Here is an 18,055-nt window from a genome sequence, read left to right as displayed (position 1 = left end):
CGGCAGTTCCCCGAACGGTCAACTTCGCGGGCTCAACAACGCCTGAACCAGGCCCGGACATGCTGCCACGCCTGCTTCACCGGTGACCGGTCCCGCCAGCTTCCGAGACAATGGTGGAGGGCCACCGTTTCCGCGCGGGAGAATTCGCCGCGCGCATGGGTGAAGACGACCGGTGGATAGATGCACAGCCCTTCATCAAGATCCTGCTTCACCGGCTCGTGCGCGAAGCCGAATCGGGCCGCTGCCTCACCGATGACCCCGCTGACGATGGTCTGGTCAAAGCTGCCATCGCCGCGGACGAACGGCCGGTCGCGGTAATGTTCGAGACAGGCCGCAATCCACGGGTGCCCGGCTTCGGCGCCGAGCACGGCTCCCTCGATGTCCGGCTTTGGGATCTCCGCCCACAACTCCACGCCGGAAAACGCGCGATGATGAAGAAACGGATCGAAACTGCTGAATACTTCGACGTCGCTGTCCAGATAGATCCCGCCCTCGGTGACGAGCGCGTGAAGGCGGATGTAGTCGGCCGCGAAGGCCCACTTCCGATTTTCCACCGCCTCGCGGACGAAGGGGACGGACTCGACGTCGAAGCGCTCGCGATCCCAGCAGACCAGCTCGTAGTCGGGCAGGTGGCGGCGCCAGCTCGCCAGGCAGCGTTTCTGCAGCGCCGGCATGGGGTCGCCGCTCAGCCAGCAGTAATGGACCTTGCGGGGAATGCGTTCGGGGAAGGATGGCATCGTCCGGAATCAGCCCGCTCGGTCAGGCTCGGCGGAGTCTCCCACCTTTTGTTGGAAATCCAATGCCGATTTGAGGGAACCTACTGCCCGGACGGCCGGTGCGGCACCTCCGCCAGCTGTGCCTTCACCTCGCCGATCAGGAACAGCGATCCGGCGATCAGCACCGGTCCCCCGCGTTCGAGGACCGCCGCGAGGGCCTGCGGCACCGTCTCGTGGGACACCACTTCCGTTTCCACAAAGGCACCCGCCAGCTCGGCGGTCGGCACGGCCCGCGGACTGTCCAACGCCACCACGTGGACCTCCGAGGCGATCCCCCCGAGCGGCGCGGCGATGCCCGGGATGTCCTTCGCCGCCACCGCGCTGAAAAGCAGCACGGCCTTCCTTTCCCCGAAACGCGCCTGCCAGGTGCGGACCAGCTGGGCGGCTCCGTGGGGGTTGTGGGCACCATCGAGCACCAGCGGTCCGCCCGGGTGGTCGATCACCTCGAAGCGGCCCGGCCAGGTCACGGTCGAGAGGCCGTGGAAAAGCGTCTCGTAATTGACGCGGAGCCCGGCGGCATGGACGCACTCGACCGCCAAAGCCGCGTTCCACGCCTGATGCTCGCCGGGCAGCTTGATCGGGTAGCCTCTGAGGGGGCCGGCGACGAAGCCGAGGGGCGCACGGACCTCGTTGGCCTCCATTTCCAGCACCCGCTGCGCCTCCGGCTCCTGCGGGGAGCTGAAGGCGGGCTTGCCCTCGACGAAGATGCCGGCCTTTTCGCGAGCGATCTCCCGCAGCGTGGAGCCGAGCCACTGGGTGTGGTCCATGGCGATCGGCGTGATGCCGCACACATCGGCGGGCACCGCGGTGGTGGCGTCGAGCCGGCCGCCCATGCCGGTCTCCAGCACGATCACCTCGCACTCCCGCTCGCGGAACCAGCGCATCGCCAGCGCGACGGTGATTTCAAAAAACGTCGGGTGGGGGTCGAGCGACTCGCAGATCGCGCGCAGCTCGGTGAGCATCGCCGCACAGGCGTCCTCGGGGATTTCCACCCCGCTCACCCGGATCCGCTCGCGGAAATCGACAAGGTGCGGCGAGGTGAAGAGACCGCAGCGGTGGCCGCCGGCACGGGCGATCGCGTCGATCATCGCGCAAGTACTACCCTTGCCGTTGGTGCCGGCGATGTGGATCACCTTCACGCCGTGGGCGGGAAAGGCGAGATACTCCTTGAGCAGGCGGCGCGGGCCGTCGAGGCCGAGCTTGATGCCGAAAAGCTGCGTGTTGAACAGCCAGTCGATGGACTCGCGGTAGGTCATGTTTCGTCGGGAATGCTACGATCCATGCCGTAGTCGGGATGGCGGGCGTCGTGGCGGCCAGTGGGTGGACGTGCGCCGTTTCACTCTGCCAGCTTTCGCCACTTCTTCATGGCCTCATCCCACGGAATCATCTCCACCTCACCGCGCTCGACCTGCGCCAGGCGCTCCCCGGCGATGCGGATTCCCTCCTTTTGATACTCCTCGTCGAGCCGCTGCTTGAGTCGCCACGCCAGATACTCCATCTCGGCGTCGTCGAGCTTTTCGGCCTGTTCCAGGATCGCCTGAGCCTTTTCGGTCATCTTGGGAGAAGCATAGCCGCGGCCCGAGCGCGCATCAAGGCCGCTTCCGCCGGGCTCAGGGCATCATGTAGTTGAGCATGGTGGCCAGCTTGTCGCGCATCTTGCCGCGCGGCACGATGTCGTCGATGAGGCCGTGCTCCTTCATGAACTCCGCCGTCTGAAAGCCGGGGGGCAGGTTCTGGTGGGTCGTTTCCTTGACCACACGGGGGCCGGCGAAGCCGATCATGCACTTCGGCTCGGCCAGGTTGACATCGCCGATGGTGGCGAAGCTCGCGGTCACGCCGCCGGTGGTCGGGTGGGTCAAGACGGAGATGTAGGGCAGTCCGGCCTCGCCCAGACGGGCCAGCGCGCCGCAGGTCTTGGCCATCTGCATCAGCGAGAGCATCCCCTCCTGCATGCGGGCCCCGGAGGAGGCGGAAACGATGATCATGCCCCGCTTCTCGTGGATCGCCCCTTCGATCGCGCGGGTGATCTTTTCCCCCACCACCGACCCCATCGAGCCGGCGAAGAACTTGAAGTCCATCACCGCGATCATCGCCGGCTTGCCACCAATGGTCAGGCGGCCGGTGACCACGGCATCCTCCAGCCCGGTGGTCTCGCGCAGCGAAACCGTTTTCTCCTGATAGCGATCGAACCCGAGCGGGTTGGCGGACACCAGACCGGTCTCCGTTTCCTCGAAGCTGCCGGGATCCGCGACCAGTGCGATGCGATCGCGGGCGCCGAGGAGGAAATGATGGCCGCAATGGTGGCAGGTCTGGTGGTGCTGGCGCAATTCGAGCTGATGCAGCATGGCCGAGCATTCGGGACACTTGGTCCACAGACCCTCCGGCATGCCGTCCTTGCTCTTGTTCTTTCGGAGCGGCGGTCGATCGAAAATCCCCATGGTGGTCTGGTGAAATGTAAAAGGTGGGCCGCAAGCAGCGGCGTGAGGTCGAGGCTAGCCACGCATCACGGTCACGACAACCACCTTTTGGACACCGGCTTGCGTCAGCACGCGGGCGCACTCGTTGACGGTGGAGCCGGTGGTGAAGACATCGTCGATGAGGACCGCGCCGCGCCAGGCATCCACGGCGGCGGCCAGTCGAAAGGCGCCGCGGAGGTTGCGCTGGCGTTCCTTGCGGCTGAGGCGGGTCTGGGTGCGCGTGGCCCTGACCCGCTTCAGCGCTGCGACGACGGGCAGCCCCAGTTCACGCCCCAGCGGGCGGGCGATTTCCAACGCCTGATTGAAGCGCCGCCAACCGCGGCGTCGCCAGTGCAGCGGCACCGGCACCAGCGGCCATCGTTCCTCGAGCGCCGGCTGCAGGCGGGGATCGCTGAAAGCCTTCAACGCCAGTCCGGCCAGATCCCGGGCAAGGTCGATGCAGCGGCCGTATTTGAACTGGTGCACCAGCTCCATGCCGGCCTGGGACCGCTGGACACCGGCGCGGGCGAAATCGAAGGCGAAGGTCTGGTCGCGACAATTGGGGCAGTCGAAAACCGCGTCGATCCGCCCCTCGAACCCCTCCGAGCAGGTCGAACAGAAGGGCTCGCGCACCTCGGGGATCGAACGCGCACAGGCTCCGCACACACTTCCTCCCCCCGCCACGGCGTCCCCGCACAACCGGCACACACCCGGATAGAGCCAGTCGAGCCACCCGCTCCACCGGAAGCTGCCCGGCTTTTCAGCCATGGCCGGGGAGATTCTTGCGGCGTTCGGTCATTGCCATCACCAGCATGCCGGTCACCACCGCCAACCCCAGCGGCACCAGGCCTTCAAGGATCGTCGAGCCCACCAGCAACTTGGAGGAAGCGGGCAGCTGGGCGACCGGCCAGGTGGCGCCCTTGAAGACCTGATAGGCGAAAATCCAGCCGGCGTGCAGGCCGATCGGCAGCCACAGCGAAGCGGTACGGTATCGCGCCACGGCCAGCACCAATCCCACCGCCAGGATGGAGAAAAAGCGGCCCGCCAAGGCGAGAGGATCGATGAAATGGTGCAGGATCTGGCCGAGCAGAACGAAACCCGCGTCGAGCGCCTCCGGATCGGGCACGGTCGCCCCGCGCGGAGGCTCCAGGAAATGAACCGCAGCGAACAGGACGGAAAGCGACACGATCGCCGCCGCCGGCTGCATGGCCCGCAGGAAGATTCCCAGCAGCACGCCGCGAAAGAGGAATTCCTCGATCACCGCCACGATGGTGGCCGCGATCAGGGCCCGGCGGATCACCGAGCCCCACTTGATTTCCGTGACCAGCGGATTCACCCACCCGCGGGCCGACGCCCCCGCATCGCGCCAGACGAAAAAGCCGGCGGTCGTCAGCAGCCACCCGGAAACCAGCAGCAGGCCCGCCGCCAGCATGAAACCGAAGAGCAGCTCCACCGGCCCGCGGCGGTTCTTGGCCAGCCGCTGGCCGGGCCGTCCGGCCGCATTTTCCGGGATATAAAGCGACCAGTCGCCGCAACTGGGTTTCCCCCGCCCCAGCCGCAGCCAGGCGACAAGCGGCCCCAGCAGCAGCAGGGCGGAAAACAGCACGGAGCGATCGAAAAAGCGCGGAAAATTGTCCTGCGAGCGCCGGGCCGCCGCGCCCAGCCAGGAAACCAGGCTGTTGGTATCCTTGCCTTCGGTCACCTCGGCGATTCCCATGCCGAAATTGTAGATCCACGGAGCGAGCACCGCCCCCAGCAGCAGGCTGACCACGAAATAGGCGGCGATTTTCCACACGTCGCTCTGGGCATAGCGGGACACGCAACGGACGCTAGGCCTCATCTCCCCCCTGCCAAGAGAGAAGTTCCACCCGGCCGGGAAGCGACCTTGATCCCAGCCGCCGGACGACCTGATGCTCCGCGGCATGGAATCCCACGAATGGCGCGAGCGAACCGAGGACGGCCTCCGCTTCTGGCGGGCCAGCCGGCACGCCGGCAAATGGAGCTTCAGAACCACGCTCAAGACGGACCCCGACTGGGAGCCGATCGACCCGGTGCCCCGCGAACTGTGGCAAACGCTGCGGGAAATCCTGTGGCGCAAGTACCAACGCAAGCGCTGCCCGTGGAAGCTGATCGAGGAAATCGACAAGCGCCTGGAAGCCAGCGACGACGAGTTTCCCGGCGATCCCCGCTGAGGCGCGGGGCCATCCCATCTCCGGCGGCATCCGAGCTGCGGGCGACCACCGCCTCTTCGATGAGCATGAGTGCATATTCATCACTAACGTTATGTGTTCCATGAATCCGTGATGGCCTATGACGTGATATCGTAGAACCCTTCCCGAAATATCCGGGCCAGTCTCTTCGACATCAGCGGTGAGGAGTTACATGAAATGTTGTCGACGAAGCTTTGGGGTCATGAATTCAGGTTCCATTCAGCTTGGTGGCTTCATGACGGGGCTTTCCCATTTCTCGTCTGAGTCGGTTGGTGTGGGGTTCGGTCATGTGTGGACCGGGCTCTGACCATGGCCATCGGGACCTTGGCCCACAGACGAGTTCCAAGGGACGGAGGCGGGGCGATTGAAGGCTGATCGGCCTCCGCCTCCGTCCTCCACTCATCCCGACCCACTGGTCGCTGCGGACGGGGTCGGATCCCCACGTCCCACCTGAAAATCGGTGCTGTTCGGGCCGCCCGTCGATTCGGGAACGAAACTGACGGGGTGCCGTTCTTTTCCAGGTGCCGAAAGACCGGGCCCGATCCGCAGCGTTATCCTCTCCCCGCCCCGGCGGCATGCATTTCATGAATCCAATGACCAAGCCGTATCAACTGGCCTCCCTGCTTTGTTTTCTCGTGATCCCGTCCCACGCCGGGGACCTGGTCATCAGCAGCTTCGAGGCACCGGGCTTTGGTGCCTGGGAAACCACCGGTGAGGCGTTCGGGACGGGGCCGGTCGATGCGACTCGTTGGTCGGCGCTGGAAATCCAAGGAGCCTCGGGCCGCGGACTGGCCTGCAGCGAGGGCTTCGAAGCCGGAGACGGCCCCGGCAACGACGCGCCGCAAGGGCACCTGCTTTCGCCGGAATTCACCGTGGAGCGGGATTTCATCGCCTTCCGCATCGGCGGCGGCGACTTCGAAAGGCACTGCTGTCTGAATCTGTGGATCGATGGCCGCATCGTCAAAAGCGCGACCGGGCGAAACTCGGACAGGCTTCACGCGGAAAGCTGGGCCGTTTCCGAATGGAAGGGCCGCAGGGCGAGGATCGAGGCGGTCGATGAAGCCAGCGGCCGGTGGGGCCACCTGCTGGTGGACGGACTGGTGCAGACCGACTCACCCGAGGCCTTGCCTGTGGTTTCAACGCCCCCCTACCGGGAATCCCTGCGACCCTTGTTTCACTTCACCGCCCGCCAGTGGACCATGGACCGCCTCGAGCCCGGCATGCGGCAGGAGGGCTGGATCAACGACCTCAACGGCATGATCCATTACCGGGGCGAGTATCATCTTTTCGCTCAGCGTTGGAACAAATGCTGGCTGCACGCGATCAGCACCGATCTGGTCCACTGGCGGGAGCTCGAACCGGCCTTCTGGGAAAAGACGCTCGATGCCGGCCGCCAATCGGGGCACTGCGTGGTCGATTTCGACAACTCTTCCGGCCTCGGATCGGCCGGCGGCGAGCCTCCGATGATCGCCTTCTGGAGCCACGCGGACAACCGGCGCCATGGCATCAGCTACAGCCTCGACCGGGGTCGGACGTGGCGGGACTACTCGCAAAACCCGATCCTCGAATTCCCCGAGCGCGACCCCAAGGTCTTCTGGCACGAGCCGACCGGGCGCTGGGTGATGTTGCTTTACGGAGCCGGGCAGTATCATTTCTTCACCTCCAGCAACTTGCTCGATTGGCAGAACGAGGGGCACCCGATCGCCGATGCCTTCGAGTGCCCCGATTTTTTCGAGCTTCCGGTTGAAGACAGCGACGAGCGCAAGTGGGTGCTGATCCATGCCGACGGTCGCTACTCCACAGGCAGCTTCGACGGCACCCGCTTCACCGAGGAAACGCCCCGCCGCCTTTGCGACCTCGGCGGTGAGGCCTTCTACGCCACGCAGACTTTCGAAAACCCGGATCCGAACGATCCGCGGCGGATCCAACTGGCGTGGATGCGGCGCTTCGACGGTCCGGCCCTGTTTCCGGAGATGCCGTTCAACCAACAGTTGAGCTTTCCTTGTGAACTATCGCTTCGCTCGACAGACGACGGCTTGCGCTTGTTCAGGCGGCCGGTGGCGGAAATCGAAAAACTCGAAGAGGATGTCATCTCCCTGCCCGGCACGCGTTTCCGCATCCATGAATCGCGAACCTTGGCCGGGGATGGAGAGGCCTATCGCCTCCGGGCCGGGGTGTCATCGTGGTCGCAAGAGGCCGCCGTCGTGTTCCGCCTGCGCGGAGCCGAGGTCAGGCTGACGCCCCATGGAGTGAAGATCCGCGATGTCCTCAACACGCAGCCCGCGGTGAGCGCCGAGATTTCCCGGGAGGTGAAGTCGGTGGAAATCCTGCTCGACCGACGTTCGCTGGAAGTCTTCGTGAACGACGGCGAAGTCTCCTGCACCCGTCACCTCATTCCCTCCGAGTCCGGCATTTCCATGAAGGTGGAGGGAGGGCCCGCCAGCCTGGAAACGATACGCCTGGCCCGCCTGCGATCGATGTGGGACTGATCGGCAATCTCCGGTCGCCGCATGCGCGTCGGCGGGCTTCGGCGCGCCGAGGTAGTAACTGAGGTGGGGCGGCTTGTTGTAGACGACGTTCTGCGGGAGGGAGATCCGGATGACCCGCCGCGCGTGGTCTGGGACGATACCGCCGAGTCGCCGGACGCAGCGGGCAAGCCGATGGGATCGCTGTTCCGGTGACCTGCGTTGAACCGGAGCGGGCTGGACAGTGCCCGCCCTTGGCCCCTATGCGTTCATGGTGTTCCGCCTTCTCTGCTGTTTGTTCCTGCTCGCCCGGTCCGCGATGCTGGGCGCGGAGCCCGAACCGGATTTCCTGGTCAAAATGTGGCAGTCCGAGGACGGCCTTCCCGGCAACGTGGTGCGGTCGCTCGGACAAACTCCGGACGGCCTGCTGTGGGTCGCCACGGCCGAGGGGCTGGCGCGCTTCGATGGCTTGGAATTCCGCCTGATCAGCGGGACGGGCGGCTATCGCGGGAGGCGGCTCGGATTTTTCCGGGTGATGACGCCGGCGGACGGCAGCGTCTGGGTCTCCACCTTCCAGGGCGGCCTTTTGAAGGTCTCCGGCGACCGGATGGAGCGCTGCCTGGAGGACCAGGATGAGCCGAACCCGCCGCTGGTGACCCACCTCATCGAATACCATGGCAGGATCCATTTCCTGCGTGGCGAAACGATCTACCGGCTGGGAAAAAAGGCTCCGGAGGCGGTCCCCCGGCCCGATACCGCGCTGGAAGCCGCCATCGAAAGCGAGGTGACGGCGCAGGTGAGGCGTGGCCGCTCGACCGCAGCGCCATCGCTCGGGCGCCTCGCTTGTGATGACGGCTCGGCCTGGGAAATCATCGACCGCTCGCTGTTCTTCCACCCCGCCGATCCGCGAACTCCCGCCCGGGTGGTGGAGGCCCTGGAAAGACAGGTCCTCGTCAACGACATGCTCGAGGACCACGAGGGCAACCTATGGCTTGCGAGCCCGGTGGACGGCCTGGTGCGGGTCCGGCAGGACCGGGTGATGCGGCTCGGACGGGACACCCCGCTGGACGACCTGGCGATCCGCTCGGCGATCCAGGCACACGATGGCACATGGTGGATCGCCGGTCGCAGCCGGGGCATCGAACGCATGCGGGACGGAAAAGTGCAGCATTTGGAGCTTGTCGAGGGTGGCTACGACCGGCCGGTGAGCTGCCTTTTTGAAGACCGCGATGAAGCCCTCTGGGTGGCCTCGACGGACGGGTCGGTGTTTCGCTGGAACGGCGAAGGCTTCGACCTCCCGCTGCGCGGAAATCCCTCGCTGTCCAAGGTGAATGCCATCGCCCAGACGCCCGATGGTCTGCTCTGGTTCGCTGGCGGCCAGGGCATCGCCTCCTGGGACGGGACGGTGGCGACGCCCTATCCGGTGGGGCTCGACGATCTGCCGACCGAGTGCTCGACGCTCGCCATCGGCAGCGATGGCGAGGTTTTCGCCGGCACGATCGATGGCAGGGTGCTCCGCCGGGTGGGGGCGCGGTTTAAGGTCGATGAGGTTACGCCTGCAGCCACCGGACGAAGGATCTCCGCGATCTATCCTGCCTCGTCCGATGAGTTGTGGGTATCCACCATCGGTGCCGGGCTGTTCCTGAAGATGGGGCAAAAATGGCATCATTTCGGTGCCGACGAGGGCCTGCCGGACGACCGGCTGACCGCGCTCACGGTCGATGGCGCGGATACGTTCTGGTTCGGCTCGCTGGCCGGGATCCTGCGGGTGTCCCGTCCGTCTCTACTGCGCGCCTTGGACGAGCCGGATCGATGGGCACCGTGGTTGACGCTCGACCGCTCGGACGGGATGGCGACCCGTGAATGCGTCGGAGGTTCGCAGCCCGGCTCGTTCCGGGACCAGGCGGGCTCGATCTGGTTCCCTACCTCCAACGGCCTCGTCGGCGTTTCCCCCGGTTCCCTCATCGTGGAATCCACACCTCCCCCGGTTCACTTCCGGTCCCTTGAGATCGACGGCCAACCGGTCCCCATCGGGCAGGATATCGTGCAAGGCGGACCGGGCCGCGTCCGCCTCAAGTTCGCCTTCACCGGCATCTGCCTCTCGTCCCCGGAGAAAGTCAGTTATCGCGTCCGACTTGCAGGCCTTGATGATACTTTCCAGGCCGTGGGAAACCGCGGCGAGATGACCTATGAGTCGGTGCCGCCGGGGCGATACCGCTTCGACGTGATCGCCATCAACAGCGACGGGGTGGCCAGCCCTCTGCCCGCGACGATTTCGTTGCGGGTGAGGCCGTTTTTCTGGCAAACGATCTGGTTCGGGGTGCTCGTGGGGCTGGTGCTGGCAGGCATCGCCCTCCTCGGAGGCATCGATGTCACCCGCCGTCGCCTGCGGCGGAGCCTCGAGTCGCTGCGGCTTCGCGGCGTGCTGGAAAAGGAGCGCTCAAGGATCTCTCGCGACCTTCACGATGACTTGGGCGCCAGCCTGACGGAGCTATCCATTCTATCGGCGCTGGCGGCGGAAAAACCGGATTCGAAGGACCTCGGGCAGTCCTTGGATACCCTCTCGGCCAAGGCGAGGGAAGTCGTCACCGCGCTTGATGAAATCGTCTGGGCCACCACCCCGCACGAAGACAGCCTGAGGTCCCTGATCGAGTACCTGGCGGCCTTCGCCCGCGAGTTCCTCGGCTCGGCTCGCATCCCGCTGCACACCGAAGTCGAGCGCCAGGTGCCGGATCTCGTCATCGGCCCCCGCCGACGCCACAATGTTTTCATGGCCACCCGCGAGGCGCTCAACAATGCCGTCAAATACTCCCGGGCCTCCGGCATTTCCCTGCGCATCTCGATCGAGGCGGAAACCTTGCTCATCGAGGTGCGGGACGATGGCGTGGGCTTCAACCCCGCCCTGACCCGCACCGGAAACGGCCTGACCAACCTGCGCGAGCGGCTCAAGGATTCCGGAGGCGACTGCCGGCACGAAAGCTCGCCGGCAAAGGGAACCACGGTCACCATCACCCTTCCCCTCCCCCCGGCCTGACTGGTAGTCCTTCCCTCATGCCGAAGACCCACCCCATCACGGTCGCCATCGTCGAGGACAACGCCGCGCTCGCCAACGGGCTGCGCAAGATCGTTGAATCATCCGACGACTTCCAGTGTCTCGGCCTCTGGACCACGGGCGAGGAAGCCCTGCCCAAGCTCGATGCCTTCCGCCCGCAGGTCGTGCTGATGGACATCAACCTCCCCGGCATGTCGGGCATCGAAACCACCGCCCGGCTCAAGCGGCACCTGCCGGAGATCCAAGTCGTGATAGTCACCGTCTATCGCGACCATGACAAGATCTTCGCCGCCCTCAAGGCGGGTGCCTCCGGTTATCTGCTCAAGCGGTCAACGCCGGCCGAGGTGCGGGATGCCATCCGGGACGTGCTCAGCGGCGGCGCCCCGATGAGCGCGGAGATCGCGCGGCGGGTGGTGGAGGCCTTTCACCAGCCTGCCCGCGAGCCGCAGGAAGAAATCAACCTTTCGCCGCGCGAAACGGAAATCCTCGAGCTGCTCTGCGAAGGCCTCGCGAACAAAGAGATCGCCCACCGGCTCGGCATCTCCACGGAGACCGTGCGCGTCCACCTGAAGCATATCTACGAGAAACTGCACGTCCGCTCCCGTACCGAAGCCGCGATGAAATATCGCGACGCCAAGGAACAAGAGCCCTGGAGGGATTGAAATGGGCCACCCGCGGCGAGGCGGAAATCCATCGCCCCCCTGTGTTAACCCTCAAGAGGTATTCATCCCCGATCATGGGGGTGCTTGAATGGTGATGGAAGTGAAGAGGTTGGTGAAAGCCACCCTTGGCACGTCGATCCCATCAGGTCATGGTCCGCTATGACTTGAGTTCCCTGGAACCGGGCGCGGATCGTTCGGGGGCCACCCTTTCCCTCTCCTTCAACATCTCCAACCGGGCCCCACCGTTGAGATCTACGGACTCCGCGACGAAAGCCTCGATGACTGGCCGGAATCCACCACGAGCTACTCCAATGCTCCGGGAGCATCACCCGCCGCGGCTGGCAACTACTCCTACGATTTCTACGATGCCGCTACCCACCCGACGGGAAAGTGGCAGCTGCTCGGGACTTTCGTCATTTCCAACCTTGCGCCTCCCTACACCGACACCAGCTCCCCCGCGACCCTCAACCTTGATGCGTTTCTGGCTGCGGACACCAACCATCTGGTGAGCTTTCTCGTGGTTTCCGGATCGGATGCCGCACCCAGCTGGTATCTCGCCTCGAAGGAGATCGATGGCGACGAACTGGATGATCTCTGGGAGGACCAATCTTCAGGAGTCGATTCCCAGCAAGGATTCCCCACCGGATCCGAACAGCCCTACCGATCCCATCCCTTCGAATCCGAACGATATCAATTCGGTGCCCGGGGATGCCGATGCCGACGCTCTGTCGGACTCATGGGAAATCACGTATTTCGGTGCCATTGACCTCGAAAGTGGTTGGGGAGACCCCGACGGAGACCTCTATTCGAATGAAGAAAACTATTTCGGCAGCATCGATGCCTACGATGGCAACGACGACCCGGACCAGGACTACGCCACCAACGAAGAAGAGGAGAACAACTTCGATATCGCCGGATACGAAACCAGTCCGATCGTCCGCGCGGACTCTCCCGACAACGACGGTGTGGACAACCTCGGTGACGGGCTCGGAGATGCCTGGGAAATCTTTTCCTTCGGCGACACCTCCACCACCGACGACCCGGGCGAACGGGATGGCACCGATCCCTCGTCCGACACCAGCTTTGCCGACCCTGGAATTCTCACCACCGCCGTCGGAAACGGAGCGGACACCATGCTCACCAGCGACACTCAGAATGCCACCTACAACCCGACGGTGGCCCATGGAGACGCCCGCACCTTGGAGGCCCGCAACAATACGGACGCCCGTCAGCGCATCACGCTCCTCCGCTTCGACGTCTCGGCTCTTCAGGGTGATATGACCCATCTGACACTCCGCATGTCCTGCAACGCCGCGCTGGCGACACGTTCCCTACCCATCTACGCGCTGATCGACGGAGCCCCAGGAGAGGATTGGGATGAAGCGACCACCGCCTACCTGACCGCGCCGGGTCTGCTGAGGGGTGAAATCCATCAGATCAATCAATTCGCCCGCGATCCTTCCACGTTGGTTCAGGTGGGAACCCTTGACATCGTTGCGGGGCGGGGCGGCATCTACTACAGCAGGCCCTTCACCTCCCACTTGCAGTCGGTGCTCAACAAGGATTCCGATGGCGTGGTCACGCTTGCGATCGCAGGAGTGGACAACAACCAGCTCCAGTTCGACAGCAAGGAACGTGCCGCCGATCTGGCCGAACCCGCCCTGGCGCCGGCGTTGGTGGCCCCCTTGGGTTCGGTCGTCCTGCCGGTGACCTCGGATCCGGTCGTGATCGACCTCACCCTCGATACCGCGGCGGACCCGGACACATTGACCCTCGATCTCGGAGGCTTGGCAGCCAGCCAGTCCTACCACGTGGAAAGCGCGGGCAACCTCGGCGATTTCGCGGCCATTCCCGGATCGACCTTTGACGCGGCCGGCACCACGGACAGCGTAACCTTGGAGGTCGATGCCACAGCCAACCCGAAGGCCTTTTTCAGGGTCGTCGAGGGTGCCGAGCCTTGATTTTTTTCCTGGGTTGGATGCGGCGCCTGCCGGGCTCGTCCGGCAGGCGCTCTTTCGTCGTTGAAAGAAGCGGCATTTCCATTTGGCCGGGTCGCCGGTTCCAAGCTAGCATTCGCGTGCACCCATGGATTCTTCCGTTCAGCAACTCGTCGATCGCTGCCGGGGGCTCGGCCTGCGCAGGACGAAAGCCCTCGAGCAACTCCTCGCCACCCTGCTGGAAACCGCGCGGCCCATGACCCTGGCGGAGCTCGCCGATTCGCCACGGCTTTCCGACCAATGCGACAAGGCGACGGTTTTCCGGCTCCTCCAGCGCCTGGAAAGCCACGGCTTGGTGCGCCGGCTCGGGCTTCACGAGCGAGCCGCCTATTTCACCCTGTTGATCCCCGACCGCCATCATGACTACCTGATCTGCACCCGCTGCGGGTCCATCGAGGCGATCAAGGCTCCCTGCCCGGTTCACGCTTTGGAGGACGAGATCCGGGAATCCACCGGCTTCCGGGATCTCTATCACGAACTTGAGTTTTTCGGCACCTGCCCGGCCTGTGCATGAACCGCCTCACCCGCATCGCCGTCACCCTGTTCGCTTCCGCTACGGTGCTGATCGTACTTGCGAAAATGAGGCTCGCTCGCGTGGTCGGCCTCGATCCGGACAGCTCGGCGGAGTTCATCGCCAATGAAACCCGCATGGCCGAACTGGCGGTTGGCATCGCCGGGCTGCTGGTCCTTGCCGCCGCCAGCCTGATCGTGGTGCGCCTGGTCGGAAGAGGGCGCAATTCCGGCAACCCATGAGTGACTCTCTCACGGCGGACTTCCTTCGTTTTCTCGAGACCGAGAAGAACTGCTCTCCGCGGACCCTGGCCAACTACCGGCTCGCTCTGGACGCGTTCCGCCGGTTTTCCGGCGGGGACACGGAGCCCGACTGGACCCGCCTTGAGGCGGAACCCTTTCGGGCGTGGCTGTTTGAGATGATGAAGTCCGGACTTTCCCGCGCGACGGTCCGTCTCCGCTTCTCGGCCATCCGCTCGTTCTACAAGTATCTCGTTCACCGGCGCGGTCTGGCATCGAGCCCGGTGGCCGCCCTTCAGCTTCCCAAGGTTCCAAGGAAGCTTCCGGTGGTGCTCAACGCGGCCCAGATCGACGAGCTGCTGGGCCTCCCCCTGGCTCTTCCCCCGGCCCGCAACAGTCCGCCGTGGGCCCCCGTCCGGGATGCCGCCATTCTGGAACTCTTCTATTCTTGCGGCCTGCGGGTCTCGGAGCTGAGGTCACTCGATGTCGATTCCATCGATTTCCTTGCCGAAACGCTCAGGGTGATGGGAAAAGGTGCCAAGGAGCGGCTGGTGCCGATCGGCACCCCCGCACTGGAGGCTGTCCGCCGCTACCTGCGCGAGGCCACGATCGCCTCGGGGCCTCTTTTTCTCAGCAAGCGTCGCGGCCGCATCACGCAGCAATCCATCGACCTCCTGCTCAGGAAATACGTGGCCAAGTCGTCAATTCCCTTCTCCATTTCCCCCCACAAGCTCCGGCACAGCTTTGCGACCCACCTCCTCGATGCGGGAGCCGATCTTCGCTCGGTGCAGGCGATGCTGGGCCACGCCTCGCTTTCGACCACCCAGATCTACACCCACGTTACCAAGGAGCGTCTCCGGCAGGCCTACAATCAAGCTCATCCCCGGGCGGGAGAGTAACGTCCCTCAGGACGTCGCATAAAAAAGAGCGGTCGCCCTGAAAGGACGACCGCTCGAAGTAAGCTCAGATCTCTTCTCGAGACCCGGACCGGGATCAGAAGCTGACAGCCAGCTTCACGCCACCGATCAGGTACTCTTGGCCGGAGGTGGCGTAGAGGTCGGTGATGAGATCGCTGTCACCATCGGTGTACTTCACGTACGGGGTGAGGGTGACACCTTCGCGGAATTCCCACGGAAGGGCGGCGGTCAGATACCAGCCTTGGAAACCGTCGGCGGTGCCGGTCGGGCTGGTGGCGGAGAGCTGGAGGCCTTGGCCATCGGCGAAGCCGACACCGGCACCCAGTTCAAGGGAAAGGCAGTCGTTGAACTCGATCGTGTAACCGAGGCTGGTATCCCAATACCATCCATCGAACGCGTCGAAGTCGTAGTAGAAGGTCGAGCCAAGGGAAACACCGAAGGGCAGGTCGTAGGACGCGCCGAGGTAGACTTCCTGGGTATTGGCACCGGCATCCGGGAAGTAGTAGTAGATGTAGCCCAGTTCGAGGGTCACATCGCCAATCCCGTAGCTGACGCCACCGTAGAGGTCGAGTTCGTCGTTGTTGATGGCGGGGCCGCCAAGCAGGGTCGACGTCGCCTGAGTGGCGTTGTCGGTGTCCCACGTCGCATACCACGCGCCGGCGCTGAAGCTCAGGTCGCCCATGGAGTAGGCCACGTCCACACCGGCATCGACGAGGTCGTTGCCAAGGTCGACGAATCGGAATTCATACATGTTGGTGTAGCCCACGTGGACTTCACCTTCGAGTTCCGCCGAAGCGTAGCCAGCCACGAGGGTGGAGGCAGCGGCCAGGGCGCCAACGGTTTTGCAGTAGTTGCGCATCGTTTTTAGTTTTTCGGTTGCTGCTAGAACCCCCGAGCGCGGTGAAACCACTTCCGGGAGACTTGGGGCGATTAGCATCCGCCATGCCATTTTGGCCGCCGGACACCACTCATCACGTCTTCATTTAAGAAAACTTGATAATCGTGTCCAGCGAAAAGCAGGATGGGTGCGCTTCGCGAGCGCTAGGTAATTCGACCGTCGTCAGGCTGGCAAGCGAGAATCTCGTGCTCGATTGCCTCCTTTTGAAGCGATGTCACGGCCCGACGATGAGGGTCCGAGGGGGGGCTTGGAGGCCGGTGCAGCGGGCGGCGACTACCCTTTCCGTCATGACGCCCGCTCCCGCCAAGGCATCGACTCTTCCACGGACCCGGAACCCTTGAAGATTCCCGCCCCGGTCACCCTGCGGCGAATGGCACACGAAATGCTTACCGAGGCCTGTCAAGTTCGTTTTTCTTTCGAACAGACATTTTGATGAATCCACATCCAACCGCATCTCCATGAAGCCTTGGTTCAAAGTAATGTCCAAAGTATCCGCCAGGACGCTCCTCTTCGTCGCGTTTCTGGCTCTGATTGTTCCGTCCTTCGCGCAGGATCCTGCAGCTGCCACGGAGGCTCCGCCCGAGGTGGCCGAGGCGGTCGCCTACCTACCGCAGGAAGCGGCGGACATCATCTGGTTGGTCATTGCCGGCCTGCTGGTATTTTTCATGCAGGCGGGCTTTGCCATGGTGGAATCCGGGCTCACCCGGGCCAAGAACTCGTGCAATATCATGATGAAGAACCTGATGGACTTCTGCATCGGAGCGCTGGCGTTTTGGGCGATCGGGTATGCCATCATGTATGGGGAGAACGGCAACAGCTGGATCGGATGGGACTCGAACCTGCTGCTCCTCGGGTCCGCCACCGCAGGTCAGGACTACGCGTTGAGTGCGGGGTGGTTCTTCCAGGTCGTGTTCGCAGCAACGGCGGCGACGATCGTCTCGGGAGCCATGGCGGAACGAACCAAGTTCATCGCCTACTGCTTTTATTCGTTGATCATCTCCTTGGTCCTTTACCCCATCACCGGCCACTGGATCTGGGGCGGTGGCTGGCTGAGCTCCATGGGAATGCGGGATTTCGCCGGATCGACGGTGGTGCACTCCGTAGGCGCATGGGCGGCTTTGGCGGGAGCGATCGTCATTGGTCCTCGAATCGGCAAATTCAAAGACGGAAAGTCCCATCCGATTCCGGGCCACAATCTGCCGCTCGCGGCCCTGGGCGTGTTCATCCTGTGGTTCGGCTGGTATGGATTCAACCCCGGCTCGACGCTCCTCGCGATCGGCGGTGTCTCGCACGTCGCCGTGACCACCACTCTGGCGGCTGCTGCAGGTGCGCTCGGAGCCATGTTGGTCTCGTGGATGAAGTTCAAGAAGCCGGACCTCTCGATGACATTGAACGGCGCGCTCGCCGGACTTGTCGGAATCACCGCCCCTTGCGCTTCGGTCACCACGGGTGCCGCGGTGATCATCGGATTCGTGGCGGGCATCCTGGTGTTCATTTCGGTCATGATCATCGAACACAAGTTCAAGATCGACGATCCGGTCGGCGCGATTTCGGTGCACGGCGTGTGTGGAGCCTGGGGTACCCTCTCGATCGGTCTTTTCGGCAGCCGGGCGGTCGATCTCCCTTACTGGGATGAGTCCAGCGCCATCCAGGACGGTCTGTTCTACGGCGGTGGCTTCCATCAACTGTGGGTCCAGTTCGTCGGTGTCGCCTCCGTATTCGCATTCACCTTCGCCTGCGGAATGATTCTCTTCCTGGCGCTGAAGGCGACCATCGGGCTGCGAGTTTCCGCAGACGAGGAAGTGAGTGGCCTCGATATTCTGGAACACGGAAACGAAGCTTATCCGAATTTCGTCCAGCACGACTGATTCC

General features: G+C 64.0%; 16 protein-coding genes. 9 read left to right on the top strand and 7 right to left on the bottom strand.

All coding sequences use genetic code 11. The features are described 5' to 3' along the window. Positions 1-32: 32 nt before the first annotated feature. The 6 genes from ABXH26_RS07720 to ABXH26_RS07695 form a co-directional block, all read right to left on the bottom strand. Entirely contained in the window at positions 33-737 is a 705-nt protein-coding gene (locus ABXH26_RS07720; RefSeq protein WP_353566471.1) for a glycosyltransferase family 32 protein, read from the bottom strand. An 80-nt stretch (positions 738-817) separates the two neighbouring features. Further along, a complete protein-coding gene (locus ABXH26_RS07715) occupies positions 818-2,032 on the bottom strand; it encodes a bifunctional folylpolyglutamate synthase/dihydrofolate synthase (protein WP_353566470.1) in 1,215 nt (404 codons plus the stop codon). Between the two features lie 80 nt (positions 2,033-2,112). After that, complete coding sequence (locus tag ABXH26_RS07710) at positions 2,113-2,331, bottom strand: hypothetical protein (protein WP_353566469.1); 219 nt, start codon at positions 2,329-2,331, stop codon at positions 2,113-2,115. A 55-nt stretch (positions 2,332-2,386) separates the two neighbouring features. Beyond that, entirely contained in the window at positions 2,387-3,214 is an 828-nt protein-coding gene (gene accD, locus ABXH26_RS07705; RefSeq protein WP_434783422.1) for an acetyl-CoA carboxylase, carboxyltransferase subunit beta, read from the bottom strand. Positions 3,215-3,268: 54 nt separating this feature from the next. Beyond that, positions 3,269-4,000, bottom strand: coding sequence for a ComF family protein (locus ABXH26_RS07700; RefSeq protein ID WP_353566468.1), 732 nt, complete (start codon positions 3,998-4,000; stop codon positions 3,269-3,271). Further along, positions 3,993-5,051 (bottom strand): CPBP family intramembrane glutamic endopeptidase, encoded by a 1,059-nt coding sequence (locus ABXH26_RS07695; RefSeq protein WP_353566467.1) that lies wholly within the window; start codon positions 5,049-5,051, stop codon positions 3,993-3,995. Before ABXH26_RS07695 ends, ABXH26_RS07700 begins: the two co-directional genes overlap by 8 nt. A 103-nt stretch (positions 5,052-5,154) precedes the next feature. Here ABXH26_RS07695 and ABXH26_RS07690 point away from each other — a divergent pair, with 103 nt between their 5' ends. The 8 genes from ABXH26_RS07690 to ABXH26_RS07655 all read left to right on the top strand — a co-directional run bounded on the left by ABXH26_RS07690 (position 5,155) and on the right by ABXH26_RS07655 (position 15,267). Then, positions 5,155-5,424, top strand: a complete 270-nt coding sequence (locus ABXH26_RS07690; protein WP_353566466.1) for a hypothetical protein — start codon at positions 5,155-5,157, stop codon at positions 5,422-5,424. A 602-nt stretch (positions 5,425-6,026) separates the two neighbouring features. Next, entirely contained in the window at positions 6,027-7,931 is a 1,905-nt protein-coding gene (locus ABXH26_RS07685; protein ID WP_353566465.1) for a glycoside hydrolase family 32 protein, read from the top strand. 247 nt (positions 7,932-8,178) lie between these two features. Beyond that, on the top strand, positions 8,179-10,941 hold the full coding sequence (locus tag ABXH26_RS07680; protein WP_353566464.1) for a sensor histidine kinase: 2,763 nt from the start codon (positions 8,179-8,181) through the stop codon (positions 10,939-10,941). Between the two features lie 17 nt (positions 10,942-10,958). Continuing rightward, complete coding sequence (locus ABXH26_RS07675) at positions 10,959-11,621, top strand: response regulator (RefSeq protein WP_353566463.1); 663 nt, start codon at positions 10,959-10,961, stop codon at positions 11,619-11,621. A gap of 698 nt (positions 11,622-12,319) precedes the next feature. Beyond that, positions 12,320-13,582: a DNRLRE domain-containing protein gene (locus ABXH26_RS07670; protein WP_353566462.1), complete on the top strand. Its 1,263-nt coding sequence runs from the start codon at positions 12,320-12,322 to the stop codon at positions 13,580-13,582. A gap of 124 nt (positions 13,583-13,706) precedes the next feature. Beyond that, entirely contained in the window at positions 13,707-14,132 is a 426-nt protein-coding gene (locus ABXH26_RS07665; protein WP_353566461.1) for a Fur family transcriptional regulator, read from the top strand. Beyond that, positions 14,129-14,371 carry a hypothetical protein gene (locus ABXH26_RS07660; protein WP_353566460.1) on the top strand — a complete coding sequence of 81 codons (243 nt, stop codon included), beginning with the start codon at positions 14,129-14,131 and terminating at the stop codon, positions 14,369-14,371. The genes ABXH26_RS07665 and ABXH26_RS07660 overlap by 4 nt, the downstream gene beginning before the upstream one ends. Continuing rightward, positions 14,368-15,267, top strand: a complete 900-nt coding sequence (locus ABXH26_RS07655) for a tyrosine recombinase XerC (protein ID WP_353566459.1) — start codon at positions 14,368-14,370, stop codon at positions 15,265-15,267. The genes ABXH26_RS07660 and ABXH26_RS07655 overlap by 4 nt, the downstream gene beginning before the upstream one ends. Positions 15,268-15,361: 94 nt before the next feature. Here ABXH26_RS07655 and ABXH26_RS07650 read toward each other — a convergent pair whose 3' ends face one another. After that, on the bottom strand, positions 15,362-16,144 hold the full coding sequence (locus ABXH26_RS07650) for a TorF family putative porin (RefSeq protein ID WP_353566458.1): 783 nt from the start codon (positions 16,142-16,144) through the stop codon (positions 15,362-15,364). A gap of 518 nt (positions 16,145-16,662) precedes the next feature. Between ABXH26_RS07650 and ABXH26_RS07645 the strand changes: the two genes are divergently transcribed. Further along, on the top strand, positions 16,663-18,051 hold the full coding sequence (locus ABXH26_RS07645; protein WP_353566457.1) for an ammonium transporter: 1,389 nt from the start codon (positions 16,663-16,665) through the stop codon (positions 18,049-18,051). Positions 18,052-18,055: the final 4 nt, after the last annotated feature.

Origin of the sequence: Haloferula sargassicola, assembly GCF_040362925.1 — a bacterium.
Taxonomy (GTDB): Bacteria; Verrucomicrobiota; Verrucomicrobiia; order Verrucomicrobiales; family Akkermansiaceae; genus Haloferula; species Haloferula sargassicola.
The sequence above is the reverse complement of the archived record's forward strand: the minus strand, read 5'-3'. Positions and strand labels throughout refer to the sequence as shown.

What these genes read in the sequence shown, in the direction of transcription:
- ABXH26_RS07720 (WP_353566471.1), bottom strand. Translation starts at nt 737, where the DNA reads ATGCCATCCTTCCCCGAACGCATTCCCCGCAAGGTCCATTACTGCTGG.
- ABXH26_RS07715 (WP_353566470.1), bottom strand. Translation starts at nt 2,032, where the DNA reads ATGACCTACCGCGAGTCCATCGACTGGCTGTTCAACACGCAGCTTTTC.
- ABXH26_RS07710 (WP_353566469.1), bottom strand. Translation starts at nt 2,331, where the DNA reads ATGACCGAAAAGGCTCAGGCGATCCTGGAACAGGCCGAAAAGCTCGAC.
- accD (WP_434783422.1), bottom strand. Translation starts at nt 3,214, where the DNA reads ATGGGGATTTTCGATCGACCGCCGCTCCGAAAGAACAAGAGCAAGGAC.
- ABXH26_RS07700 (WP_353566468.1), bottom strand. Translation starts at nt 4,000, where the DNA reads ATGGCTGAAAAGCCGGGCAGCTTCCGGTGGAGCGGGTGGCTCGACTGG.
- ABXH26_RS07690 (WP_353566466.1), top strand. Translation starts at nt 5,155, where the DNA reads ATGGAATCCCACGAATGGCGCGAGCGAACCGAGGACGGCCTCCGCTTC.
- ABXH26_RS07685 (WP_353566465.1), top strand. Translation starts at nt 6,027, where the DNA reads ATGAATCCAATGACCAAGCCGTATCAACTGGCCTCCCTGCTTTGTTTT.
- ABXH26_RS07680 (WP_353566464.1), top strand. Translation starts at nt 8,179, where the DNA reads ATGGTGTTCCGCCTTCTCTGCTGTTTGTTCCTGCTCGCCCGGTCCGCG.
- ABXH26_RS07675 (WP_353566463.1), top strand. Translation starts at nt 10,959, where the DNA reads ATGCCGAAGACCCACCCCATCACGGTCGCCATCGTCGAGGACAACGCC.
- ABXH26_RS07665 (WP_353566461.1), top strand. Translation starts at nt 13,707, where the DNA reads ATGGATTCTTCCGTTCAGCAACTCGTCGATCGCTGCCGGGGGCTCGGC.
- ABXH26_RS07660 (WP_353566460.1), top strand. Translation starts at nt 14,129, where the DNA reads ATGAACCGCCTCACCCGCATCGCCGTCACCCTGTTCGCTTCCGCTACG.
- ABXH26_RS07655 (WP_353566459.1), top strand. Translation starts at nt 14,368, where the DNA reads ATGAGTGACTCTCTCACGGCGGACTTCCTTCGTTTTCTCGAGACCGAG.
- ABXH26_RS07650 (WP_353566458.1), bottom strand. Translation starts at nt 16,144, where the DNA reads ATGCGCAACTACTGCAAAACCGTTGGCGCCCTGGCCGCTGCCTCCACC.
- ABXH26_RS07645 (WP_353566457.1), top strand. Translation starts at nt 16,663, where the DNA reads ATGTCCAAAGTATCCGCCAGGACGCTCCTCTTCGTCGCGTTTCTGGCT.